At 62.5% G+C, this 24,980-nt stretch carries 17 protein-coding genes and 1 pseudogene; 8 read left to right on the top strand and 10 right to left on the bottom strand.

Annotated features, from left to right (window positions below):
• Positions 1 to 295 precede the first annotated feature (295 nt).
• The 3 genes from PBT88_RS09535 to PBT88_RS09525 are packed head-to-tail and all read right to left on the bottom strand — an operon-like array spanning position 296 to position 4,242.
• The gene (locus tag PBT88_RS09535) at positions 296 to 2,179 is read right to left on the bottom strand and encodes a hypothetical protein (RefSeq protein WP_270078940.1); all 1,884 of its coding nucleotides are present in this window, start codon (positions 2,177 to 2,179) and stop codon (positions 296 to 298) included.
• A gap of 9 nt (positions 2,180 to 2,188) precedes the next feature.
• Positions 2,189 to 3,514 (bottom strand): sensor histidine kinase, encoded by a 1,326-nt coding sequence (locus tag PBT88_RS09530; protein ID WP_270078939.1) that lies wholly within the window; start codon positions 3,512 to 3,514, stop codon positions 2,189 to 2,191.
• Positions 3,515 to 3,549: 35 nt separating this feature from the next.
• Positions 3,550 to 4,242 (bottom strand): response regulator, encoded by a 693-nt coding sequence (locus tag PBT88_RS09525; RefSeq protein ID WP_270078938.1) that lies wholly within the window; start codon positions 4,240 to 4,242, stop codon positions 3,550 to 3,552.
• Between the two features lie 141 nt (positions 4,243 to 4,383).
• Here PBT88_RS09525 and PBT88_RS09520 point away from each other — a divergent pair, with 141 nt between their 5' ends.
• Entirely contained in the window at positions 4,384 to 5,667 is a 1,284-nt protein-coding gene (locus tag PBT88_RS09520) for a hypothetical protein (protein ID WP_270078937.1), read from the top strand.
• A 7-nt stretch (positions 5,668 to 5,674) separates the two neighbouring features.
• Here the strand turns inward: PBT88_RS09520 and PBT88_RS09515 are convergent, their stop codons facing one another.
• Entirely contained in the window at positions 5,675 to 6,334 is a 660-nt protein-coding gene (locus PBT88_RS09515; RefSeq protein WP_270079221.1) for a recombinase family protein, read from the bottom strand.
• A gap of 103 nt (positions 6,335 to 6,437) precedes the next feature.
• On the opposite strand from PBT88_RS09515, the gene PBT88_RS09510 reads away from it, so the two are divergent.
• The 5 genes and pseudogenes from PBT88_RS09510 to PBT88_RS09490 all read left to right on the top strand — a co-directional run.
• Positions 6,438 to 9,635 (top strand): Tn3 family transposase, encoded by a 3,198-nt coding sequence (locus PBT88_RS09510; RefSeq protein WP_270078936.1) that lies wholly within the window; start codon positions 6,438 to 6,440, stop codon positions 9,633 to 9,635.
• A gap of 405 nt (positions 9,636 to 10,040) precedes the next feature.
• Complete coding sequence (locus PBT88_RS09505; RefSeq protein ID WP_270078935.1) at positions 10,041 to 10,571, top strand: RNA polymerase sigma factor; 531 nt, start codon at positions 10,041 to 10,043, stop codon at positions 10,569 to 10,571.
• Positions 10,572 to 10,578: 7 nt separating this feature from the next.
• Entirely contained in the window at positions 10,579 to 11,577 is a 999-nt protein-coding gene (locus tag PBT88_RS09500) for a FecR family protein (protein WP_270078934.1), read from the top strand.
• A 109-nt stretch (positions 11,578 to 11,686) separates the two neighbouring features.
• Positions 11,687 to 14,782, top strand: coding sequence for a TonB-dependent receptor (locus PBT88_RS09495; RefSeq protein WP_270078933.1), 3,096 nt, complete (start codon positions 11,687 to 11,689; stop codon positions 14,780 to 14,782).
• Between the two features lie 5 nt (positions 14,783 to 14,787).
• A pseudogene (locus PBT88_RS09490) lies at positions 14,788 to 17,124 on the top strand (alpha/beta hydrolase family protein); the annotation flags it as partial.
• A gap of 35 nt (positions 17,125 to 17,159) precedes the next feature.
• Here PBT88_RS09490 and PBT88_RS21070 read toward each other — a convergent pair.
• The 3 genes from PBT88_RS21070 to PBT88_RS09475 form a co-directional block, all read right to left on the bottom strand.
• Positions 17,160 to 18,833, bottom strand: a complete 1,674-nt coding sequence (locus PBT88_RS21070; RefSeq protein WP_326521578.1) for an asparagine synthase C-terminal domain-containing protein — start codon at positions 18,831 to 18,833, stop codon at positions 17,160 to 17,162.
• Positions 18,834 to 19,000: 167 nt separating this feature from the next.
• On the bottom strand, positions 19,001 to 19,678 hold the full coding sequence (locus PBT88_RS09480) for a lasso peptide biosynthesis B2 protein (RefSeq protein ID WP_270078931.1): 678 nt from the start codon (positions 19,676 to 19,678) through the stop codon (positions 19,001 to 19,003).
• Between the two features lie 281 nt (positions 19,679 to 19,959).
• On the bottom strand, positions 19,960 to 20,550 hold the full coding sequence (locus tag PBT88_RS09475; RefSeq protein WP_270078930.1) for a GntR family transcriptional regulator: 591 nt from the start codon (positions 20,548 to 20,550) through the stop codon (positions 19,960 to 19,962).
• A gap of 292 nt (positions 20,551 to 20,842) precedes the next feature.
• Between PBT88_RS09475 and PBT88_RS09470 the strand changes: the two genes are divergently transcribed.
• Complete coding sequence (locus tag PBT88_RS09470) at positions 20,843 to 21,352, top strand: helix-turn-helix domain-containing protein (RefSeq protein ID WP_270078929.1); 510 nt, start codon at positions 20,843 to 20,845, stop codon at positions 21,350 to 21,352.
• 24 nt (positions 21,353 to 21,376) lie between these two features.
• Here the strand turns inward: PBT88_RS09470 and PBT88_RS09465 are convergent, their stop codons facing one another.
• A complete protein-coding gene (locus PBT88_RS09465; protein WP_270078928.1) occupies positions 21,377 to 21,922 on the bottom strand; it encodes a DNA -binding domain-containing protein in 546 nt (181 codons plus the stop codon).
• Entirely contained in the window at positions 21,900 to 22,178 is a 279-nt protein-coding gene (locus PBT88_RS21180) for a transcriptional regulator domain-containing protein (protein ID WP_407696535.1), read from the bottom strand. The genes PBT88_RS09465 and PBT88_RS21180 overlap by 23 nt, the downstream gene beginning before the upstream one ends.
• A gap of 467 nt (positions 22,179 to 22,645) precedes the next feature.
• On the opposite strand from PBT88_RS21180, the gene PBT88_RS09460 reads away from it, so the two are divergent.
• On the top strand, positions 22,646 to 22,813 hold the full coding sequence (locus PBT88_RS09460) for a hypothetical protein (protein WP_270078927.1): 168 nt from the start codon (positions 22,646 to 22,648) through the stop codon (positions 22,811 to 22,813).
• A gap of 50 nt (positions 22,814 to 22,863) precedes the next feature.
• Here PBT88_RS09460 and rlxS read toward each other — a convergent pair whose 3' ends face one another.
• Entirely contained in the window at positions 22,864 to 24,843 is a 1,980-nt protein-coding gene (gene rlxS, locus PBT88_RS09455) for a relaxase/mobilization nuclease RlxS (RefSeq protein ID WP_270078926.1), read from the bottom strand.
• Positions 24,844 to 24,980: the final 137 nt, after the last annotated feature.

Below are 24,980 nucleotides of genomic sequence, written 5' to 3'. Positions count from 1 at the left end.
CTGGCGGAGCCCAGCGTCTCCCGATCGATCAACACTGGCGGGCGTCGATGCCTCGTCCGCTGCTCGTAGTCGTACGCCCAGGAGAGTAGATCCCCACCGCGCCATGGCCGGGCGCTGAACTCGACGCCGAACGGAAGCCCATCCGCATAGAAGCCGCCAGGTAACAAAATCGCCGGCACGCCGATCATGTTGATCCAGTCGATCGGCGAATGGGGGCCTCCGCTCCGCCCAGGCGTGATTGGTTTGCCCATATCTTTGCGGAGGGGTGATAGCCAACGTCGCCAATTACCCCGCTCTACTCGAAACTTTCCTCTTGCCTCCGGTCGCGTCCCCTCTCACCAGCGATCCAACTCGCCATCGGCTCCTCCAGATCTGCCACCCATTTGCGCACCGAAGCGTCGTCGTGCCCGTTCAGAGGCTGCACTGCCTTAACTCGCGCGGTCAGCACATCCGCCAAAGATCCTGACCAACCCTGCGGATGCATGCGATTAGTGAAATTACCGAGGAAGGCGAGTTTATCGGGAGCGCAGGACAAAAGCCTTAGAAAACGGTCCGAGAGCATGATCTCCTGACCCGCCTCCTCCGCCACCGTCTCGAACATCGATGTGCCGCGGCCAACGAGATGGTAGCGGATTTCGGGATCACGGTCGGCCCAGGTGATCAGGACGTCGACGTCGAGCTTCCCGACCAATGAGGGTTTATCGAAGCCATAGGATCGCAAAAGGCGGTTTTGCGACGCTTGTACGCCTAAGACAAAGATGTCGAGCGCAATGAACGGCCGAACCTTAAACAGACTGTCGATCACCTCGCCCAGATGGCGATATAGTCCGCTGTCAGCCTCGAGCGCGGCACACACATTCCCACGAATCGTGATTGCGGCAGCATCTGAATAGCCGCCAGTGAGGCACGCACGGATGAGGACGGCCGCACCGTGTCTGCGCGTCTTCTCCTCCCGAAAATCGATTTCGACGAGCAGCGTCCGCCCGAGCGCGATGAACCTCGGATCGATCGGCAGCTGCTTATCCCGCCGCGTGATGAGACACATATATAGGATCTCGAGCGCCGCCTCCGCACCACTTGGGAGGGGAAGGATATCCTCCAAGAGGGCACAAACATCCCCCGGATCGATACCCGCCGCTGCATGGCCCCCGATGACCTCGAAGGCACGGCCGTTGAGAAGACCGAAAGCGGCGGCACGACGTAGTCTGGTGACGGCAGCGCCTTCAATGCCGGCTCTCGCCTGCAGATAAGGAAACATCGGGCCGAGTGTCGGATCTTCAATCGCTCGGTCGAGAAGAGCAGCCCCGAATACGGGGTCGCGCTGATACGCTTCCTGCAGGAACCCTCCCAACATGACGGAATTCCTTGTGGCTGGATCAGCACCGAAATAGGCGCTCGCCAGCACCGTCCACATCTCGTCTAGCTTTTTGGCCCCTCGGGCCAATCCCCTTCCGAACTCGAAGGCGCGGGGCGCGTGCGGCGAAACCGAGATCTCGTCGATCAGCCGTTTCAGCTCTGCCGGTGATCCCGTCGCCTCCTCCCCGATGCTGATCGCTGCCTCGGCAATCCGGCGGTAGCCGTCGGCAACGTCGTCGACATCATCTTCCTCACCATCTTCGAGGCTGTAGCCTCCCTGCGATCGTTCCAAGACGAGTGCGTGAACGCGCTCGACCAATCCGACCGGCTTGAGCCGATCGATGATTCGAGAGAGCTGAACGCGGACGTCTTCTGGCATCCCCGGCCCGTCGAAGCGCAATGCCGTACGGAACGCGATCCAACCGTCCAGCCAGACCCCATCCTCGGCAAAGCGAAGCGCCGCTGCTTCAAGCGCATCCTGACAACCGCCTGCCCACCAAAGGCCGCGCGCGTGATGCGCGATGGCGCCCTTCGCATCGATCCTGTCCTTGAGCTCAACGGCAAGGATCACCGCCTGGACGTACCAGTCGACGATGTCGCTCTGAAAGTTTGGTTCCCAGCCGAAATCACGTGACCGCGCCCCAAAATCGAAATCATGCGGTGTCGAAAAATGCACGGCCTCAAGCATAGCGTCGAGCGCTTCGTGCGCCCGCTGTCGGAGATTCGGGTCGTCAGACGAAGCAAGTTTCCGGATCATCCTGCGGCGCTGCTCCGGCGGAGCACGCGTGCCAGACAAATAGGGGTCATCGCAGAATATCTTCACGAGCGTACGCTAAGCGAAAGGGCGTGACGGCAGACTGAGCGTGGCGCGGAGGCCATGCGGTTGCCGATTGTCCAATATCAGCCTGCCGCCATGCGCGACGGCGATACGATCCGCGATCGCCAAGCCGAGGCCTACCCCACCTGTCACGCGGCTTCGCGATGGTTCGAGCCTCCTGAACGGTGCGACGATGTCACCGACGTCGTTCAGAGGGATGCCGGGCCCGGAATCATCGACATGGATGCACACCTGCGTGTCTCGATCCTCGACCGACAGGATGGCATTCCCCGCATAGCGCACGGCATTGTCGATGAGGTTGTCGAGGGCGCGGTACAGAAGAGGTTTGTCTACCATGGCGCAGCCGTCATCGAGTTGGCTGGCCAGATCGACATCTTGGTCCAGCGAACGCCGGTCATCCCGGATTGCGGTGAGAAAGGCGACAAGATCGGTGTGTTTCGGACAAAGGCGATGCCGATCGATCTGCGCGAAGTCGAGCACCTCGCCAATCATCGCCGCCATCCGGTCGAGATCATGGATCATGCGTTCGCGCTCGCCTAGCGGAACGAGTTCCGCGCGGATGCGCAGTCCGGTCAGCGGGGTGCGGAGGTCGTGGGCGATAGCGGCGAACGCCTGGAAGCGTTCCTCCGCCTGATCGGCAAGGCGCTGGTGCATGGCGTTCATCGCTGCGGCGACGGCTCTGATCTCGGCCGGACCCTCGTCTCGAAACGGCGGTTCGCTAATCAAGTCGCTTCGCGCCGCGCTTTCCGCCAGATTGCGCACTGGAATCGACAGCCGACGTGCTGCGATCCATACTAGCACCGCGGAAAGCATCAGGGTCAAGCCGAACGCCACAAACAGCCGCAGTCGCCACGCCGCAAGTTGCCGATCGGTCGGGATGACGGTTCGCCAACGGCCATCGTCCTGCCGAACGGCTGCTTCGAACGCGGGCATTTCCACATCGGGGCCGATCCGCACATCGGCACCATATCGCATCCGAAACCCGCCGGCACCGCTGTCGACGAGCAACGTCCGGTTACCGACCAGAATGACGCTTTGCCCTGTCGCTTTTCCCTTGCCGGCGCCATCGCTGTCGAGCCAGCGCGCGCGAACCTTATCGGGGCGGACGCGCAACATCCGCGCCAGTGAAGCCTCGACCTCCACGATCCGGGGCGGGGTGGGCGGTGCCGACCGGATCGTCAAACCGAAGGCACCGCTCCGCTTGCCCTCCAATACACTTGCCGCATCACGAACTGTCATCCGCACCGGCGCAGGGGTAGGTGTCATCAATACGATGCCCAGGCTCAGAGCGAATGCGAGCACCAGGGTGGTGAGCGCCAACGTCGCGACCTGGGCCAGGATAGATGGCGACCACTTCATCGACGGCTAACCGCGGCCCTAAATCGATAGCCGAGCCCACGTACGGTTTCGATCAGGCTCGTCCCGCCCGTATCCGACAATCGCCGTCGCAATCGGCTGACCGCCAGATCGATCGCCCGGTCGAAGGGACCGTCATCCGCGCCATGGGTAAGATCGAGCAGCCTGTCTCGACTAAGAACTTGCGCCGGGTGCCGGACGAACGCGAGCAGCATCCGCAGTTCGCCTGCCGTCATCGATACCGGCGTGCCGTCCGGCGCAATCAGGCGTGCGATATCCGGCTCGAACAGCCATCCGTCGAAGTGATAGGACAGCGGCGGTTGCGTGACCGGCGGGGCTTCGCGCCGGAGGATCGCGCGGATGCGGGCGAGCAACTCGCGCGGATCAAATGGTTTGGCCAGATAATCCGCCGCACCGATCTCCAGCCCGACGATACGGTCCGTCGTATCCCCCAGCGCGCTGAGCATCAGGACGGGAGGAGCAGCATCGCGTAATCTGCGGCAGAGTGACAGTCCGTCCTCTCCCGGCAGCATCACATCGAGAACGATAAGGTCGGCACGGGTGCCGTCCGCCAACGCATCGAAGCTCCGCGCATCGGGTACGCCCGTGACGTCGAAATCATGCCGCGACAGATAGCCGACGATCGCGTCGCGCACGCTGTCGTCGTCCTCCACTACGATGATCCGCGCCACACTGCTCGCCATGCCTTCCCTTATCGATGGATCGTATCGCGTTCATGTCCTGAACGCTGTCCAGGATACAAAGAGGCCATGAAGGCGATACCTTCGCCCGCCATAGAGCCCGCCTCGCAGTAAAGGCAGGGATCGGAAGCAATGCCCAACAAGCATCATCGCAGTCTGTGGCTGACGATCGGCGGAATAGCGGGTTGCTTCCTTACCACGTCGGCAACGACGCAACCTCTATTTACCCAACAAGCCAAGGCCGCAGGTGAAGCCATCACCGAATATCGTGTCCTGTGCCATCGCGATGGCGGACGACTGTGGGGCAAGAGCCTGTGCGGGCCGATCATGCTGGTCGATCGCGAGACGCGAGCCATCTACGCCGACAGGAATACGATCGGCCATGATCTCCGGCCCTCGGGCGCGATGTTCATCGGAACGCTGCCCCAGGACATCGGCATGGCGAACACCGCGATCGACTGGGCAGGCACCCGCTGGACGATGGTTCTGCTGCCACTCCCCTCGGATCGCGACAAACGCGATACCTTGCTGATGCACGAGGCTTTCCACCGCATCCAGCCCGATCGCCTTCCCCCACCCGTGGCATCTTTGCCGGATCACCTCGACACGCTCGACGGGCGCCTGCTCCTGCGTCTCGAATGGCGAGCGCTGGCTCAGGCACTGCGAACGGATGGCGTGCCGCAACGGACGGCGATCCGTGATGCGCTGGCCTTTCGCGCGCTCCGGCGCAGTATGGCGACGGAGGCGACTGGCCGGGAGAACGCGCTGGAAATCAACGAAGGGATCGCCGAGTATACCGGCAAGCGCCTCGGTGCCGGCAAGGACGCCGTGGCTTCGACGATCGGTGCCTTGGCCGATTACGACCGGCACGATGGCTATGTTCGCAGCTTCGCCTATGCGTCCGGTCCCGCCTATGGCTTGTTGCTCGACCGGCTGTCTCCAGGGTGGCGGAACGGCTTGCGACCGGACAGCGATCTGGGGGCCTTGCTGCATCATGCCATTGGTGACGTTGCCTTGCCCCCGGTGGAGGCGGTCCGCGATCGTTACGGCTTTGCCGGCATCCGGTCGGAAGAAGCGGCAAAGGCGGATGCTCATGCCCGCCAGGCCGCGCACTGGCGAACCATGCTGATCGATGGTCCGGTCATGCGGCTGCCGCTGATCGACATACAGATCCAGTTCAATCCGCAGAACGTCTTCGCGCTGCCGCCATCGGGCACCGTCTATCCGACGGCCACTATCCGCGACGCATGGGGCACACTGACGGTGGAGCAGGGCGTGCTGATCGCGAAGGACTGGAAGTCGGCATCGGTCGCCGGTCCCGGCACCGCGCGTGGCAGTGAATATGTCGGAGCCGGGTGGAGCCTCAAGCTTTCGCCGGGCTGGATCGTGTCGAACGGCAGCGTGCAACATCAGTGATGGCAGATCATCGCTTCCTTGCCAGCAGCTTTTCGCCGTCTGGTCTGATATCGCCCTTGGGCGTGACGTGGCGGTAGAGCGTCTGGCGTGTGATGCCGAGTTCAGCACACAGCTCGGCGACCTTGGTTTCGGGCTTGCCCATCGCCGCCTGGGCAAGACGTAGCTTGGCAGGCGTCATCTTGAACGGGCGACCGCCGCTTCGTCCCCGGGCACGCGCTGCCGCAAGGCCGGCCTTGGTCCGCTCGACGATCAGTTCGCGCTCGAACTCGGCCAGCCCGGCGAAGATCGCGAAGACGAGCCGGCCGTTAGCGGTGGTGGTGTCGATCGAGGCACCTTCGCCGGTGAGCACCTTCAGCCCGATGCCGCGCTTCGTCAGGTCGCCGACCAAGTTGACGAGGTGGCGCAGGTCGCGCCCCAACCGGTCGAGCTTCCATACCAGCAGCGTGTCGCCATGCCGCAGCGCCTTGATGCACGCATCCAGTCCCGGCCGGTCGTCGCGCTTGCCCGATGCGGCGTCAGTATAGAGGTGATGGTCCAGATCGACGCCGGCCTTCGCCAGCGCGTCGCGCTGGAGGTCGATGACCTGGCTGCCGTCCGCCTTCGACACCCGCGCATAGCCGATCAGCGCCGTCACTTTAACGTGCGTCCACGTGACAGTTGATGGCATCGCCGCGAGGCGGCGCCTTGCTGTCACTTAACCAGTCACTCCGACTATGTCGCGTCAACGTCATCACAACGTGGTTGTGTGACAGCAAGGGGAGCAGGTCAAGATGGTCGCGCAAATCCTGTCGCCGGCACAGCGCACCGCGCTGTTCGATCCGCCATCGGACCCCGCCGCGATCGAGCGGCTGTACACGCTCGGCGCCGACGATTTGGTCGAGGTGTTCCGACGCAGGCGTCCCGCCAACCGGATCGGCTATGCGGTGCAGCTCGGCTACCTCCGCCATCCCGGCCGGGCGATCGAACCCGGTGAGGTGCCGCCTGCGGCGATGCTCGCGGTGCTGGCCGCCCAGATCGGCTGCGCACCCGGCGCCTTTGCCGACTATGCCGCGCGCGACACGACGCTGCGCGAGCATCGTGCCGCGATCGAGCGCCGGCTCGGCCTACGCGCCTTCGAACGTGCGGACCGTGGGACGGTCTTCGCAACCGCCAGCGAGGTGGCGACGTCCACCGACCGCTGCGATGCCATCGTCGCGGCCATGGTCGAGCGGCTGCGCGGGGCGGGCGTCGTGCTGCCGCTGCCGGCCGTGCTCGAACGGATCGCGCTGGTCGCCCGCGCGGAGGCCAGACGGCAGGCGTTCGCTCGGCTCGGCCGCGACCTGACGCCGGATCAGGTCGAGCGGCTCGATGCCATGCTGCGGGTCGGGGGAACACCCACCCGTTCGCTCCTGGCGTGGATACGCGACTGGCCGGAAGCGCCCGGCGCCGGCAACCTCAAGGCGATCGTCGAACGGCTCGATCATGTCCGTGGCCTCGGCATCGAGGCGGAACGGGCGCGGCGCATCCATGCCAGTCGCTATGCGGTGATCGCGCGCGAGGCCGCGATCATGACCGCCCAGCACCTGACCCGGCTCGAAAACCGGCGTCGCCTTGCCACGCTCGTCGCCTTCGCGATCGAGATGGAGGTGGCGTTGACCGACGCCGCCATCCTGATGGTCGAGAAGCTAGTGGGCGGCATGTTCCGACGTGCCGACCGCACCCGGTCGGAACGCCTCATCGACCAAGCCCGGCTGTTCCGCGACACGGCCCGGCTGCATATCCGCCTCGGGCGGACGTTGCTCGATGCGCGGAGCACAGGCAGCAATGCACTGGCGCTGGTCGATGAGCGGATCGGGTGGCCGGCACTCGAGCAGAGCGTACGCGCGGCGGAGGAACTGACCCGCCCTGGTGAGGACGGTCTCGACGAGGTGGTGGAGCGCTATCAGGCGGTCCGCCGCTTCCTGCCGACCTTCGTCGCCGCGTTCCGCTTCCGGACCGCACGCGCGGGTGATCCGCTGCTCGGCGCCGTTGAGTTGCTGCGCTCGTTCTACGCCGAAGGTCGCACCATCCTGCCACGCAAAGCGCCCATGTCGTTTCTCAAGCCCAAGTGGCGTCGGGTCGTCCTCTCATCGGATGGCGTATTCAACCGGCGTGGATGGGAGATCGCGGTGCTGGTCCATCTGCGCGACCGGCTCGCGTCGGGCGCGATCTGGGTGGATGGCAGCCGCGCCTATCGCACCCTCGACGACTATCTTCTCCCGGCCCAGGCCTTCGCGATCATGCGCGCCGAAGGGCAGCTTGGCCTGGCGGTCGATATGAGCGCACCCGAATGGATCGCTGCCCACCGGGATCGGCTTCGCCAGCGGATGGACGAGGTGGAGCGCGCCGCGGCCGAAGGCACGCTGCCCGATGCCGCGATCGAGGACGGTCGCCTGACCATCTCGCCGCTGCGGCGCTCCACCCCGGACGAAGCGGATGAACTAAAGGCCCGCCTCTATGGGCTGCTGCCACGCATCCGTATCACCGACCTGCTCGCCGAGGTCGCCGCCTGGACCGGCTTTGCCGAACGCTTCGTCCATGCCCGCACTGGAATTCCCGCGAGCGAGCGACCCGCTCTGATGGGCGCGATCCTCGCCGATGGCACCAACCTCGGCCTTGCCCGCATGGCGGAAAGCTCGCGTGGCCTGACCCATGCCCGGCTGCTGTGGACCGCCGAATGGCATATCCGTGACGAGACCTATGCCGGCGCGCTCGCCGCGATCGTCGACCATCACCATGCCCATCCGCTCAGCCGTCTATGGGGACCGGGCGACACCTCGTCATCGGACGGGCAGTTCTTTCGTGCAGGCGGGCGGGGCGAGGCGCGCGCCGACCACAACGCCCGCTATGCCAGCGAACCGGGCGTGCTGTTCTACACCCATGTCTCCGATCGCTTCGCACCCTTCCACAGCAAGGTCATCGCCGCCAATGTCGCAGCAATCGTCCACAGAGCAACTTGTAGGCGTCCGTTGACGCTTGCGTTTCTACTCAACGCCGGCAAGACTCGGCCTATGAGCGCATCAAAATCCAGCATCGACCGGCTACCGGCCCGAGCGCGACGCGATTTGGTCCAAGCAGTGGATATCCTCCGCGAGGAGTTTGCCAAGGCCACTGCAGACCGTCGGGCGGAGCATCTGCGCAATGGCCGCATCCTCAAGATTGTTCTGTTCGGTTCGTATGCGCGCGGTAGGCAGGTGGTTGATCCCATCGGTCGGTATTTTTCCGATTACGATATCCTGGTTGTCGTGGACCATGAGGATCTCACCGACGCGGCGGAATACTGGAACACCGCCGAGGACCGCATGGTCGAAATGCTGCTCCGACGTTTCTGGCCACAGCCCCTCAATCTCATTGTGCATACCATCGACGACATCAACCACCAGCTACGCCGGGGTCGCTATTTCTTCATCGACATCGTCAAGGACGGCGTCGCGCTGTTCGAGCAGCCAGGCCATCCGTTTGCCGAGCCTCTCCTCTTGTCCGACGAAGATGCGCGGGAAGAAGCAAAACGCTATTACCAGAATGATTTCGGAGGCATTGATCGCTCTCTCCGAACAGCTTCGTTCCAACGCGGCGAAGCTTTGCGCGCCGATGATCCAAATGAGCAGGCCAAATGGCGCAATGAGGCCGCATTCAATCTACACCAAGCGACAGAACGGGCTTATTATTGCGTGCTGCTCGTCCTCAAGCTTTACAAACCGAAATCACACAGCCTCAACTTCCTCTCAAAGCGCTGCGAGCAGCTCGACTCCCGCCTCATGGGTGTCTGGAATCAGAATTCCAAGTTCGCCAAACGCTGCTACGAACTGCTCCGCGCCGCATACATCAAAGCGCGCTATTTTGATTTCTACAGGATCACGGATGAGGAGCTGGACTGGCTGACCGAGCGGATTAACGAGCTCCAGCGGCTGACCAAGATCATCTGCGAGGAACGTCTGCAGGTGACATGATCGTCGCCGTATTGCTCGGCCGGGATCGCGCGGCTACCGTCATCACGGTGCCGCGAATAGGCCGGGCTTCAATGTCGGAAGGGGCGTGGCAGCGCTGATGTGCGCCCGGCCGAATAAACGGGTTCCTTGCATAGGGATTCCAACACCCGCCCCTTCCATCCTGCCCCCTACGTTCATCTTCGGACTTGCTTCCGCGCTGCGAATGCGACAGCCTGATGATGCCGTCGGAAGGCTGACGGCAGGGGCGTGGAATCCCCTATGCAAAAAATGTCCGCCCTCCGGCCGATCCGGCGTCGGGCGACCCATTGGCTTGGCCGCGGTGCATGAAGCAGCGTGACGCCGGGCGCATAGGCGTTCCTATTTGGCCAATGCCATCGTCCCTACCTTGGCGTAGGAGCCACGGCGATGGCCGGATGGGACGGCATGATACGGCAGACGGCAATCGCCGAAGACGACGATGTTGCGACCATCGACGGGCTCTATGCCAGCCACGCAGGCTGGTTGCGCGGCGTACTTCGCCACCGCCTCCGGCTGCAGAACGCCGAAGCGGAGGACATCGTTCAAGACACCTATCTTCGCCTGATGGACGTGCCGGCGCGCGCCATCCAACACCCGAAAGCCCTTCTCTCCCGGATCGCGCTCAACCTTTTCCGCGATCAGCGGCGCCGAGACGCCGTACGCGCGAAGCACCGCGCAGGTGCCTCTCATGACGCCCCAATTGACCCCAGCCGCAGCCTCAGCGAACAGGAGACGCGGGTCGAGCTGGAGCGGCTAGTCCTCGGGATACCGGAACTCTATCGGGAGGCCTTCGTGCTGAGCCGTTTTGGGCGTAAGAGTCACAAAGACATCGCTGCGCTTCTTGGCATCTCGGTTAAGACCGTTGAATGGCGGATCAGCAAAGCGGTCGAGCATTGCACGGCCAGGCTGCAGGGATAAGCGGCAGATGGTAAGCGACGAAGAGGATCTCAGCGGCGACTCCCGCGCGCAAGCAGCACAATGGCTCGTGCGCCTTCGAACGCTGCCCGTTTCACGGGCGACGCTCGAGGGCTTCTTCCGCTGGCGCCGGGATGATGCCAACGCGGCGGCTTTTGCCGAGGCCGAACGCTTCTGGGAGGATGTTGGGCAGATAGCAGACAGTCCGCGGATCATCGCCGAGACCCGGGCTGCTTTGAAGCGCCGCAGGGTCCGCCCGCGATTTGGCGTCGTCCGGACCCGCTACGCCGTAGTTGCACTGTGCCTGTGCGTGCTTCTCGTCGGGAGCTTTAGCGTGCGAAACGTCTTTTCCGGGCAAACCTACCAGACGGTCGTTGGCGAGCGACGCCTGATCGAATTGGCGGACGGCTCGCAGGTAAGGCTCGACGCCGACACCAGGATTTTCGTCCGCTTCGGTCACGCGCGCCGACGCGTGGAATTGTCGCGGGGACAGGCCTTTTTTAGCGTGGCTCATAACACGTCCCGCCCGTTCTCGGTCACTGCCGACGGTGCTTCGGTTACCGCTACCGGCACACGTTTCGATGTCCGGCATGTGGGTCCCACCATTGCCGTCACGCTCGTCCAGGGAGGTGTCCAGGTCCAGATCGACAGGGCAGCACCGACGCATCTCGTCGCGGGGCAGCAATGGACAGTCAGACCTGGAGAGCATCCGGTAGTCCGCGCGGTCGACACAATGCAGGCCACGGCCTGGACCCAAGGGAGAATCGTCCTCGACGGCATGCCGCTCGGGGAGGCGATTGCCGAAGTGAACCGCTACGCTGCTCACCCCGTTCGGCTTGAGGCCGCCGACTATGCAGAAGAAAGGATCGGCGGATCCTTCGAGGCTGGCGATGTGTCCAGTTTCGTCGAGGCGGTAACCACCCTACTTCCCCTCCATGCCGAGCGGCTCGAGGACGGCACGACGCGCCTGTTCGTACCCGCAAAAAGCTCGCCGAAGAAAAATCTTTAACTCCGTTTAGGGTTACTGGCCCCCTGGCGCGTCCGCTCCACCACGCAGGGATGCTGACAGCGGCATTCCATCCTTCGCCGACATGGCGAGGTCTGGGGGACCAAGAACGATGGGCACGGATCGAATTACAAAGCGAAACCACGGCGGGCGGATCGTTTTTTCTGCAATGGCGGTAATAGCGAGCTTGCCAGCGTCGGTGATGGCCAGCGCAGTTACGTCCCAGGCACATATCTACGCGTTCTCGATCGATAGCGGTACCCTGCAGCATGCTCTTGTCGCGTACGCCGCCATGACCGGCCAGCAACTCGTCTATTCGGCGGAGATTGTCGCGCATCGCGAGGTCCCGACACTTCGCGGACGCTTTACGGCAGACGAAGCGTTGGAGATATTGCTCCGGGGGACCAACCTTCGATCGCGCCGCCTCAATCCGCACCTGCTCATTCTCAATGCCGTGACACCCATATCGCACCTCCCCGTCGTCGGCGGCGGTACCACGATCGCTCCACCTATTCAGCAGACCCGCGCCGCCACCCCGTCCATCGTCTTCGCTCCCGGCTCGCCAGGCGAGACAAGCGAGACGCATGTCGAGGACGAGATCGTCGTGATCGGCTCCAATATCCGGGGCGGCGGCCATGGCGCCTCGCCTGTCCAGAGCTTCACGCAGGCAGACATGGAGCGAAACGGCTACAGTACCGTCGCACAGGCGCTCGCCGCTCTGCCCGCCAATTTCGGCGGGACCGCGACAGAACAAAGCGCGCTGGCGTTCGTCGACGGCACCGGCTCCAATGCAACACTGGCAACCGGCGTCAATCTGCGCGGGCTTGGTGCCAATGCGACGTTGGTCCTCGTCAACGGTCATCGTCTCGCCGGCTCCGGCCTGATGGGGGACTTCAGCGACGTTTCAAGTATCCCAACAGGTGCCGTCGGCCGGGTTGAAGTACTTCTGGACGGCGCATCGGCAATCTATGGCTCCGATGCCGTAGGCGGCGTCGTCAACATTATCCTCAAGGATCATTTCGATGGCGCTGAGACCCGAGCCCGGTTCGGAAGTGTCACCAACGGAGGCGCCCGCGAATGGCAGATCGATCAGACCATCGGCAAGCAGTGGAGCAATGGCGGCTTCATGGTCTCCTACGAATATGACCTACGCACGCCGCTCGCTTCGGCCGATCGACGTTTCGCTCGATCCGCCGATCTGACGTCGCTCGGCGGCACCGACCATCGCTATTATCTGAGCCTCCCCGGCAACATCCTGGGGGTAAATCCAGCCACCGGGGCGTTCGGCCCGGTCTATGCGATTCCAGGTGGCCAAAACGGCAAGGCGCTGTCTCCGTCTGATTTCGAAGCCGGCGTCGTCAATCTTGAGAATTTCCGTGAGGGTGTCGATCTCACTCCCAGACAGGAGCGCCACAGCGTCTATGGGGTTCTGTCACAGGACCTGAGCGATCACATTCACCTCTCGATCGACGGTCGTTACTCGCACCGTGCCTTCGACGCCGCCAGCATCGCGTCGGCGACGATCGGAACGATCACTACCGCGAATCCCTGGTTCGTCTCGCCCGACGGCGCCTCATCCGATCTATTTGCCTATTCTTTCGGTCGCGAGCTCGGTGCCTCACGCAACCACGGCTATGCCGAGGCTCTGTCCACATCCGGCAGCGTCGTAGCGGACGTCGGTCACACCTGGCAAATTCGAGGCTATGGCGGAATGGCTCAAGAGCGCGATTTTGCGCGGACCGATAATATCGTCAACGACGCCTTCCTGTCGGAAGCACTGGGGACGACGCCCGACGACCCCTCAACCGGGTTCTCGACGGCGAACGACGGTTACTTCAATCCCTACGGCGACGGGTCATCCAATTCGGCGGCCATCCTGTCGTTCGTAGGGAGTGGCTATACGGTGACCCGCATCTTCAGCCGCGTCTATAGCGGTAATATCCAAGCCGATGGCCCCCTGCTCCGGCTACCCGGCGGTATGGTGAGACTTGCCGCCGGTGCCGATATTCGACGGGAACAGTTTGTGACCAGCGGCACCGACTTCATCGAGGATGCCTTCCCCGACCCTCTGCAGCGCACTGGAGGATCCCGCTTTATCGAAGCCGCCTATGCGGAGTTGCATCTTCCGCTGGTCGGCGCTGGAAACGCGCTGACTGGCATTCGTTCGCTCGATGTTTCTGCTGCGGTCCGTGCCGAGCATTATGACGATTTCGGCACGACGATGAACCCGAAATTCGGACTGACCTGGTCACCCGTCGGCGGGGTGGCACTGCGCGCAACCTACGGCACGTCTTTTCGCGCGCCCAATCTGCGGGAGCTGAACGAGAGCGAAGCGATATCGACGACCACACTTGAACGCGCCGACGGTGCGCTGGTCCCGGTTATCCAGCTCTCCGGCGGGAATCCGGCCCTCAAACCGGAGACCGCCCGTTCCTGGACCGTCGGCATCGATTTCTCTCCAAAGGCCGTTCCGGGTTTTCAATTGAATGCGACCGTCTTTCGAACGGTGTTCCAGCACCGCATCGACACACCGGCCCTCGCTCAATTTTCCGAAGCATTGACCGATGGCGATCTCGCTCCTTTTGTGAGGGGGGTGTCGCCCGCGACCAGCGCCGCCGACCTTGCCTATGTAGCCAGCCTTCTCGCCAGCCCGGCTGCGACTGCCGGCAACAGCTATCCGGCAACTGCGATAGGTGCGGTCGTCGACACCCGCTACGTCAACACCGGCAAGGAGGATGTCAGCGGTCTTGATCTCACCATGCGCTATGCCTTGGCCTTTGGCTCGAGCCACTTCGATCTTGGCGCGAATGGCAGCTATCTTTTTCGTTACCGCCAGCAATTTACGCCGACATCCGCCTCCGTCGATCAACTCGACCTGGCAGGCGAGCCCGTGCACCTCAAGGGCCGGCTGACGGCCGGTTGGAGTAGAGGGGCCCTGGGCGCTCAGCTTGGCATGAATTATGTGAACCATTATCGCGATCTTGACGGAAACCGGATCGGATCCTGGTCGACCTTCGACCTCAGCCTCTCCTGGCAGCCAACGTCGGACAGCCGCTTGCTCAAGGGCTTTGCGGCCACGCTGACCGCGCAAAATTTGTTCGATCGCGCTCCGCCCTTTTACGATTCTCGCGTGGGCGCAGGATATGACGCCGCCAACGCCGACGCCCAGGGGCGGTATATTGCCCTGCAGCTCAGCAAACGCTGGTAAAACCCATGACGTACAAAATTCAGAAGGCCGCATTGTCGGCCTGCCTATCTCTAGCGCTCTCTTGGGGAGCCGCGAGGGCTGCCGCCACGCGTCCCTTTGGAATAGAAGATCTGTTGCACATCGAAGCGGTCGGACAGACGCTGGTCGATCCGACGGGACGTTGGCTGGTAATCGAGCGGAGTGGCGCCGTTGCGGACGCACCACGTTTCGATACGCCATATCAAACAGCGATATTGCGGACACGACTTCTCAAGGTCGATCTCGGTCGTCCGAATGAAGCCCAGCCGCTGCTGTCTGACGACCAGCAGAGCGGGATGATCGCGCTCGGCTTCTCGCCCGACGGCCAGCGTCTTGCGATCGGGCGCCTAAAGTCCGGAATATGGCAACTGGGCGTGACGGACATCGCAAGCGGCAGCACGAGGTGGTTCGATGTCGCGCCGGACTACAGTCCTTATCATCAAAGCATCGCATGGCTCTCCGGCAGTAAGCTCATCCTGCTCGCGGCTCCAAAAGGGCAACTGCCCTGGTATCTGCGATTTGATGGCGCCGCCGAAACGGATCTTCCCCGACGGTGGGACGACACGCGTGCGGGGCACCCCTCCGTCACGCTCGTCGGAAGCGGCCACTTCCTCGACCTCACCGCCCGCCCTGTGCCCGACAGCCTGGTGCTGGTCGATACGTTGGATGACCGGCTCACATCTCTCGCGACAGGACTGTTCACCGATCTCAACCCGGCTCCCGACGGGAAGCATGTTGCGGTTGTCGAGACTGCCAGCCCGATTCATCCCCGACCAGGCCAACGCCTCACGGTAGATACCGACATCGAACGGCGGCGTCTCCTCGTCTTCGACCTCGCAGGCCATAGCTGGCGACCATGTGCTGACTGCGATGTCAACATGACCTCGCTGACCTGGTCCACGTCATCAACCCTCGCCTTTTTCGCTCGGGCGCAAGGGCAAGAATGGCCAACTGGAAGGCTTTGGTCGGCCGATCCTGTGCAACGGTCCGTAAGAGCGATCCCGACGCCGGGGCTGACGCCGATCGTTAGGGGGGTAGCAGGCGGTTGGCAGGCGATAGGAACCGGCTGGTCTGGCGCCGATGCGCTTATCTACGCCTATGCGCAGGGGACGAACGGCGATCATGCGGGCTGGTATCAGGTCGGCGGACGCGGCAAGGCCCTTCCGCCGCGCTTCGTGAGCGCCCTACCCGACATCGCCATCGATCGGCGGCGGGGCGCCACGGCAATCGGCGGTGGCGAGGCATGGACAATTGGCGGGCAAGGGCCGCACGCGCTGCTCACGGGCATGGACGAGGTCCATGCCGATCTTGACGGTCGGCAGGGCGGCATCTGGGGATGGAAACGGGAAGGCGATCATCTCCATGTCGTCCTACGCGGACGCCACGTCCGCGACCTTGACTTGTCCGGGACATTGCTCGCCACGCCGGTCGTCGCTAGCGCTGCCCAAGCCAGCGTCATCTTGCGCGAGACGCAACCGAACGGCGTCACCCGCCTGCTGCATGCGCGTGCTGACGGCAGCATGCGCACGCTTCTCACGATCAACAGACGGCTTGCTGTTACCGATTCCGGCCGCACGATCCCCGTTCGCCATAAGACGCCGGACGGAAGGATGCTCACGAGTTGGCTCTATCTCCCGCCCCGGACTGTGGCCGGCATCAAGCCGCCGTTGATCGTCATCCCTTACCCCGGAGACGTCTTCGGCAATACGCCCCCAGCGAGCCAAGCCCCGGACAGCGGGCGGCTCTACGCCAATGCACAAATGCTCGTCGGCCATGGCTATGCGGTGCTGCTTCCAAGCATGCCAATTCTCGCTTCATCCGCGACAAAAGCCTTTCCGTTTGCCGATCAGATCATGGCGGCGATCGATGCCACCGCCACGCTGGATCTGGTCGACACCAATCGACTGGGCCTTTGGGGCCATAGTTTCGGCGGCTTTACGGCCGCTACCGTGGCAACCGAGACGGATCGCTTCAAGGCGATCATCGCATCCTCCGGTGTCTACGACGTAACCAGCATGCGCGGCGCCTTTGCACCGTTCACGCGAGTTCATCCCGAATACGGGCTTTCGGCGGTTGCCTGGGCCGGATGGTCGGAAACCGGGCAAGCGGGGCTCCACGTAGCGCCGTGGTCTGATCCCGGCCGCTACATCGCTAATAGCCCGATCTTCCATGCCAATCTGATCAAGACACCAATGATGATCGTCGCTGGGGACCGAGATGTCACGCCTGTCCCGCAGGCGGAGGAATTGTTCTCGGCGCTCTATCTCCAGGACAAGGACGCGGAACTTCTGACGTACTGGGGCGAAGGGCATGTCGTGCAAAGCCCGGGAAATATCCGCGATCTTTACGACCGAGCCTTTCACTGGTTCGATGCCCATCTACGAGACACGCGATCAGCGGCGCTTCCGCATGATCCCCACGAGCGCGAGGATATGTCCTCAAGTCGGGCCTGCCAGGTGCGCACCCATTGTTCGAGCAGGATCATGGTCAGGAGCTCGGAATAGACATCGGATTGCATGAGTGCCTGCGACGTCAACACCGCCTCAAGAGCATTAGGATCGACTATACCTTTCGCCGCCAGCAAACCATCGAGCAGGAAACTTCGCAGGAAGCGGCTGCTCCGCGCCAGCCGCCGTCCGAAATGGAAGGTGAGCGCCCCCTTTCCCGTCCGGTCGATCACAACTCGGGGAAGCCGCCCGGCGAAGGCACGGCGTGCAAGACCACGATTGCGGCGCCCCTCTGTCAATTGAAGAGTCGATAGCCCAAGGACATGTTCGACGAGCGGCTGCGACATCAAGGGATGGATGACTTCAACGACGCTGGAACACCATGACGGGCCAAAGGCCGCCCGACTGTTGATCAGCGCCCAGATCTGCAGCTGCTTAGCGGGGGGGAGATGTTCAGCGCCTGATAACCAGTCGTAATGAGGCTTGCCGGGCTTCACGGGCATGCACGCCGGCATCCCATTAGGTGGAACTGAAAATGCCTTATGGGCCGCGGCACTTCTCAGGGCCTGCTTTAACAATGGCCAGACCGGTACACGCGTCCAGCGCGCGATATCCATGAGCGTCGTGGGAGAGCTCAGCAGGCGGGTCAGGCCCTGATCGGACGCCACGAGGGGCGTCGCCGGCTGGAAAAAGACCGCATCTCCTCCCTGCCCCGTCAGCATCGCGTCAGCACCAAACTCGGAGAGCTCGCGCGCCAATTTACGGTCGTGGAACAGGCTGACACTTCCGAGACCCGGGCGGACGCCGATCGGCATGTCAGAAACGTCGTCGACATTGAAGCCGCGAACATCGCATTCCGTCTCGCGCAGGGAGATGCTCAGATATTCGCATACCGCGCGAGCATAAGAGCGCTCGTCACCGCCAGCGTCGCCGGAAAAGAAGTTGAAGGCTGCCTGGATGCGCGGCGCGTTCCGGCCTCCACTCGCCGCGACGATCGCGGAATCGAGCCCACCTGACACCTCGCTGGCGATCATATCGTAACTTCTTCGCCAGCGACCGACGCAACTGTCGACCACGTCTGCTAGCGCCTCTGCCGACGCATCCACGCTACGCGACTGGCAATAATCAACCGGAGACCAGAAACGGCGGGAGCGGCCCGCACCAAAAGTGTCCATATGCATATGCACGCCGGCGGGGACCGCATCCACGCCATGCAACGCAGACGCCTCCGCCACCGAACCGGGGAACGCGAGCAGCTCCGCGATCCGGGGCCAATCGATGGCAACGTCATCGGCAGGGCAAATGTCGAGCCATTGTTCAGGATGCGACCCAATCAGCCGGACGCTGCCTGACCGCCAGGTGAAGGCATCCAGCATGCCGATCGGGTCGCGGAATACATCGACGCCTCCCGGGCGTTCCTTACCCCTTCCCAGCAGGACATAGGCGCCCCAGGCTGAATGGACGAGGTGCTGGCACAGTCTTTCAAAATCACGCATTCCCGAAAGATCCGGGAAAACTCCCGCTTCCTGCACCGCCCCGTTCGACCGCTCGAATATGCACCCGACGATCGTGAAGCCGTCCGCCATTGGCTGACGTCGACCGACACTTCGCCCTCGTTCGGCCACCAGCCATCCCGGTTGGTCGATTTGAATCGACCAACTTCTTGCATCCTCTGCGAGTCGGCCTCGGACAAGCCTCACGCGCAAATCCGCCATTGGCTCGCCAGGTTGCCAGCGAACCGCAACAAAGCATGTCATAGCCCTGATGCCGGTGAAATGAGGATCGGCTCATATTGAACAGCCCGCGCCGCATCCTCCCCGATGAGCACGTCGCCCTGCGCTAACCAGCAATGGGCTTCGAACGGAAACAGTGTCACGCCGAATACCCAATCGGCGGTATGACCGTAGCGTTCGAGGATCTGAAGAAGGAAATAGCAGCGGAAGAGGCATTGTGGCCTAAAAGGCAGAAACAGGCACAAGGTTTCGAACGCCTGGACAACGGCGCTAATCTCATGGTGGCGCGCCGACCTCGGGTGCCGGACGTCTTTCATCCTGACGCGCTGGATGAGTTGGCGCACCGAACGCCCTCGGAACGTCCACGCAGCTATAGGCAAGGTACGCAAGAACCGGAAGAGCAGGAAGACCGATGGCATCGGGGCTCCGGCCAAATCTCGCCAAGCTGGTGCCGGCGGTTTCAAATCGAGCTTGACTGCCCCCTCCTGCTCACGTCGGGCTGCTTGGGGCTCCCTCAGGTTCGGCCCGAAAAGGTGCGGCGCACCATTAGTCGAACCGCCATGATCCGGCTCGGGCTGATAGAGACAGCTGTACACGTCCTGCTCCAGATCGAGATACACCCAGCCATCTCCCGAGCGTGCCGCATAGATCGTCCGCTGCACGGAGTGAGCCGGTCCCATCTGTTCTGCCGATGTCATGATCGTATCCGTCAGCACGAAGCCGGCACCGACAGAAGCCGGTGCCGGTCGATTTCAGCTGTAGAGCGAAATCATGTTGGATTCGACGCGCGTCCCCGCGACGGACGCCTTGGTCAGCTTGCGAGCCGAACCGAGCACGACAATACGGGGCTGGATGTCCTTACGCTTTTTCATGACTCACTTCCTCGATAAGCCTCGCCGCGAATCGACGAGGTTAGAGCATATGAAACTGCCTTCGAGATACATCCAAGCTATATGAGTTCTATATTGGTCATATAGAGTCATCTTGTTATTATCTGCATGAACTCATTAACTTTGTCGAAGCACTGCCGATGGAATTGGTTCGATATTCGGCGCATGCTTACCCTATCGACGTGGTCGATGGCGCAGCATAGATCCGCTATCATCTCATCGATCCCGATAATCTGCGACCTCTCGACGTGCCGTGTCAGGGTAAGACGATCATCGAGGTAGCGCTGCAGATCGAACAAAACGCGGTTGGCGCAAAGGGACGCCAGGTGGGCAAAAATAGACCATATCCCGCCGGCCGCAATCGGCTGTAGCGGCGGTGCCAGCCGCATTGGGCTACGCAGGATAAGATTTATGCAGCGCCTATGAAGTTGGTAGAGAACGGCGATATCGTTGGCGGTGAGGAGATTAAGATAGAATCCCTCGCCACGGCGCTCGTGCATGATGTCGCGACCGACCATGTACGATAGCGCTTCGCGCATCGGCGTGGCGCTGGTGCCGAATTCGCTGGCACCGCCTGCGATATTGATGCGCTGACCAGGACGATACCGCCCTTGAGCGAGCTGCTCACGCACCCTTTCGAACAGCCGGTCTGCCGATCTCACATGGTCCACGTCGGGCATGAGTGCACCTCCTCCACCGCAACCTTTTGCAGTTTCTGAGAGCTGTCCAGCATCTCGGTCGCATGGGCCGCGCCCAAATACGTGTTGGCCGTCCAAAGGGCCGCGAACCCCACGGTGCCCGTGGTACTGCCGCAAGGATTCTGCGGGCCATCCACGATAATCGCGCTCCGGATGCGATTCGGGCTTTGTTACGGGTTGGTGACAATCACGACTGCCCTATATCGTACCTATAGGGCTTCGATCCGCTTTACCGATCATCGCCTTTCAGTGGGGTTGCGCAGGGGTCGTGTAGATGGATCCGACGCTGGAATTCGGGGCGGGGTCGACGATCCTGCCGCAGGCGATGAAGGAGATCCGCAATCGACGGCTTCTCACGACCGCAGTGCTCGCGGAACGGATGGGAATGAAGCCCCGGACCTATGAAGATTTTGAATCTGGCCGCGGGCCGATGTCTCTTCCCCGCCTCTTCCTGTTCGCCGAAGCAACCGATAGCGACCCGTTCGGCCTGATCCTCGGCGAGATCTTCCAGTCGCTCGAACTGGCCGTCGAGACCACCGACACCAAATTTCCGATGATCATGATCATGTCCTTCATGGACTTCATCGAGAAAGTCGGAGTGGATATTGCTTATCTGGATCCCGTTCTATTAATCGAAGCGTTCAAGAAGATCTTCGAGGACATCGAGTCGAAGGGCTTGGATCGAGACAAGTTCATCAGGCGCTGGATCGAGGGAAGAAAAGGACGGATCAGCATGCAGGACATGCTCGCACGACTGATGAAGCGCCGCAAAACGGAATATTGAGCATTTATTCCAAAAAAATAACTTTTACATTGTCAACAGATCGAGATAGCCGCCACCAGCCAACCGACGTGTGGAATTCATGAGCCGGCGGGTCCGTGCGCGCAGATAGTCGGACTCGTGATCCCAGTCGGCCGCAACGATGTCGCGTCCCATCAGATCAACGGCGACATCGATCGCGGACGCATATCGCGCCATCGCATTGGCGGTCCGAACAACATCGTTCCAACGCCTACCTCGGCGCATCAAAGGATATAGCCGCCTGGGAAAGCGGCCGAGCTTCATGAATGCAGACCAGCGTCCAAGGGCAAGAAGACGCCGGTCCAAATGTTCATCGCCCGGCAGATCGTTGTGGAGGCGGACGGGCCCCTCGAGGAGGGTGCCGCTGTTCAGCGCAATCCGGATCGAACGGACGCCTTCGGCGAGGAGCAATTGTTGGGCCCCCCCGGGCTCGATCAACAGCGTGGCCGTCACCGGCTGAGACAGCAGATCGAAGGCGAACCGGTCGTCGGTGCGCGTCGGCTCCGCCCGCGCCCGGATCACACGCGGATCATGATCGGCATCCCAGAACAACCTCGCTGAACAGGCGGGCCGCGACGGGTCTTCCGCGAAAGCGCAATCCCCATGGAGTTCTGCCCGTGTTCGCCTCGACGACCGCGACCGGTGCCGAACCGCCGCGCAAAGGCCATGTGGTCACCGGCTCCCCCTCATAGTCCCGACGCCGTCTGAGTATTTCCCAGGCGAACTGCCCCGGATCGCACAGCCGTTCAATCGCCTCGACTGGCCTTTCAACAAGGCCAGGCGATGGTGACAGGTTCCACCGCGTCATTGCCGACACTCCCCTTTTTAAGAAAGTGCGGGCAGTCCAGCGATGTCTGGATCAAACGTCACCAAATCGGTGGCCCGAGCCGCGTCCGGGAGACAATCACCGCCTCTTGCCGTGGATCTTCCACGGATGCGCTGGGCTCGAGACGCAAAACGCGCGTGGCTCCACGTCGGCTACGCCTCAGCTGTCGATTCGCACCCGAGCGAGCGAAGCCAGCGTCACCGGAGATGTGGGGCGGGCGTTGGAACTTTGCAGCCCGCTTGTTCAAGGCCAGCCTTGGCACCGATAACCCCCGGCAACGACCGGCCTCTATTCCACGGCGCCCGCCCGCGGTGCTTAGGCGGGTGGCGACCGCACCTCAAGCCGGCAACCCGCGTCACAGACCAATGCGCCCCGTACATGGTCTGAGAAACCGCGCGATCGCAGGGACCACACGGATAACGACTTTGCACTTGCGATATCGTGTTCGCATGTGCAGCATCATCGATGCCTTTCAGGCATCCTCTCCTAAAACTCAGGCCGGCTGCGAGGTCGACCTTTTTTTACTACTGATCAGAGTGATCCGGATCGTCTGTCGCAGGCGTCTCGGCACCGGCTTCCCGTCCTACCGACTGGCCGGCAATCTGGCGCCCAGTTGATCGGGACCGCGATCGGCCGACGTAGCAACAGGGCACATGCTGTCCTATCATCAGGAAATCGATGGTCCTCCACGCCCTCGCCCGATCGTCCAATTGATGCTGGCGCCCCGCATCACGCCAGACACCTGCCGATCCAAATGGGGGTCCAGCGCCGGCCGCCACGGGACGAGAGTAAACTCCCGACTCTTCTCGATCAGGGCATAGCGTCCCGACGCCAGCTCGACTGGGCGGCGATACAGACCCTCGATCCGCTCGCCCGGTTGCGGCTCACCATAGGCTAGACCCAATTCAGCCGAAAGCTGACCGGCGACGCGGCCTAGTTCCCGCCGAGTGAGAACAGCCAATAGATTGGCACGATAGATAGTCCGGCCCTGCTCCTCTTGCGCGAGTCCCTGATCGATCAACCATTGTCGCCGCCGCGCCAGCGCGGCGCGAACCTCGTGCCCGAAGCCGGCATCGCGTAACCGTTGGGAGCCGTCACCGAGAAGCTCCCGATCGAGCCACGTGGCACCGTCCGCACCAATCTGGCGATCCAGCGGCAGTGTCGACAGGGTATCGACCACCACCGGCGCGGACTTCGCCCGCCGGGCCTCAAACGCGGCGGCGCTCTCGACATGGTCCGGACCAATGATCCACGTCCCATCCGCTTCGCGCCCGACACTGCCCATGAGGCGACGCATCGCCTCCAGCCTTCGGACATGGGTCTCGGCAAAGTTCTGGGTGGCGCTCCGATCGTGCCGGAGATGGATATCAATGCTGTAGCGCCCATCATGGGCGGCAGCGATCTGAGCAACTGTCCGATCGACGGAGCGGGCTTCAATGGATTTAGGCGTGATCCGCACCACCGCGCCCGCCGGAACCGATCCCGTCGCGTCGCCGTTGCCAATGTCGACATAATGACCGCGGCCATCGCTGCCATCGATGATCAGATAATGACGGTCGTTCAGTTCGTCCGACAGGCCTCGTTCAATGACTTTGCCGACGATCGGCGCCACCGTCGCAGTATTGGTGATCGCATAATCCAGGCCAGCCCGTTCAACGCCGTGCGCATTGAAAGCGCGTTGCATCGTACGAATGATGTCGTGCCGCTCGCCGGTCCGCTTCAGCGTCTCGTCAAAGCCGGGGACGAGTTGCCAACGCCCAGATCCGGTAGGTTCCGCCAGGCCCAGCCGCGCCAGCTTCTGCAGCCGGCCAGCACGCAAGCTCTGCTGGAATGGATCAGGGTCGATGGCAGCGACGATCCCTTCCTCGTCCAGGTCTCGAAGAAGCCGCCGATCGATGCTGGTTAGCCGCTCCTGTCCAACCTCAGCGCGCAAGCGTTGCTCGATCTCGTCGTAAGTGCGGGGGCCAAGATCCAGCGATACCAACTCGGCGGCGCGCTCACGCATGCCCTGGGTCAGATATTCCCGCGCAATGATCAGGTCTTTGCCGAGATCGTCGCGTCCACGCACGAGAATGTGGGTATGAGGATGGCCCGTGTTGAAATGATCGGCAGCGACCCAGTCGAGCTTGGTATCAAGGTCCTGCTCCATCTGCGCCATCAGCCGGCGGGTGAGCGGTTTCAAATCCTCATATTGGGCACCGTCCTCAGCCGAGACGATGAAGCGAAACTGATGCCGGTCGTCCTTCGCCCGGTCGAGAAAGGCACGGGCATCCGTCCTGTCGCGATCCGCGGTGTAGAGCTGACCCGGTGTGCCCTCGCGAGTGACACCGTCTCGATGAATGTAGCGGATATGCGCGCGGGCAGCATTCATGGCCTTTGACGACCCGAGCTTTACGATCCGCGATTTGATAATGGCGCGGCGCTGGCGAAAAGCCGCATGAGCATCGCGACTGGCGAGTACACGTCCAACGCCTGAGCCCCGCCCGATCCGGCTGCCGAGGAAGCCGGCGCGTCCCCGCCCGCTGGCGGCCCCGCCCCGCGCCAGATTGGCCGCGGCGAGAACGCGATGAAGGAAGCGTCGGGTGGGGCGCCCTCCACCTGCGCGCATCCGGCCAAACCTTGGCTCGAAGTCGTCATCCTCGACCATTTGCTACTCCTCCACCATCCGTCCACCGCGGACGCGGTGCGAGAGGTGGGGTGTCCGTCCGCATGCGACTATTGGCGCCATAGAAACCGCACCTTTGCGCGGTTTTCGGGGCAGATGGCGCCATGCTCCAGAGCATG

It is taken from the genome of Sphingomonas abietis, assembly GCF_027625475.1.
Taxonomy (GTDB): Bacteria; Pseudomonadota; Alphaproteobacteria; order Sphingomonadales; family Sphingomonadaceae; genus Solisphingomonas; species Solisphingomonas abietis.
This window is presented reverse-complemented; position numbering and strand designations above follow the sequence as displayed.

Excerpts from the sequence above, each read along its gene's own strand:
- PBT88_RS09475 (WP_270078930.1), bottom strand. The coding sequence starts at position 20,550 with ATGCCCGACGTGGACCATGTGAGATCGGCAGACCGGCTGTTCGAAAGG.
- PBT88_RS09510 (WP_270078936.1), top strand. The coding sequence starts at position 6,438 with ATGGTCGCGCAAATCCTGTCGCCGGCACAGCGCACCGCGCTGTTCGAT.
- PBT88_RS09470 (WP_270078929.1), top strand. The coding sequence starts at position 20,843 with ATGGATCCGACGCTGGAATTCGGGGCGGGGTCGACGATCCTGCCGCAG.
- PBT88_RS09480 (WP_270078931.1), bottom strand. The coding sequence starts at position 19,678 with ATGACATCGGCAGAACAGATGGGACCGGCTCACTCCGTGCAGCGGACG.
- PBT88_RS09460 (WP_270078927.1), top strand. The coding sequence starts at position 22,646 with ATGTGCAGCATCATCGATGCCTTTCAGGCATCCTCTCCTAAAACTCAG.
- rlxS (WP_270078926.1), bottom strand. The coding sequence starts at position 24,843 with ATGGTCGAGGATGACGACTTCGAGCCAAGGTTTGGCCGGATGCGCGCA.
- PBT88_RS09515 (WP_270079221.1), bottom strand. The coding sequence starts at position 6,334 with ATGCCATCAACTGTCACGTGGACGCACGTTAAAGTGACGGCGCTGATC.
- PBT88_RS21070 (WP_326521578.1), bottom strand. The coding sequence starts at position 18,833 with ATGGCGGACGGCTTCACGATCGTCGGGTGCATATTCGAGCGGTCGAAC.
- PBT88_RS09505 (WP_270078935.1), top strand. The coding sequence starts at position 10,041 with ATGGCCGGATGGGACGGCATGATACGGCAGACGGCAATCGCCGAAGAC.
- PBT88_RS21180 (WP_407696535.1), bottom strand. The coding sequence starts at position 22,178 with ATGACGCGGTGGAACCTGTCACCATCGCCTGGCCTTGTTGAAAGGCCA.
- PBT88_RS09500 (WP_270078934.1), top strand. The coding sequence starts at position 10,579 with ATGGTAAGCGACGAAGAGGATCTCAGCGGCGACTCCCGCGCGCAAGCA.
- PBT88_RS09495 (WP_270078933.1), top strand. The coding sequence starts at position 11,687 with ATGGGCACGGATCGAATTACAAAGCGAAACCACGGCGGGCGGATCGTT.
- PBT88_RS09520 (WP_270078937.1), top strand. The coding sequence starts at position 4,384 with ATGCCCAACAAGCATCATCGCAGTCTGTGGCTGACGATCGGCGGAATA.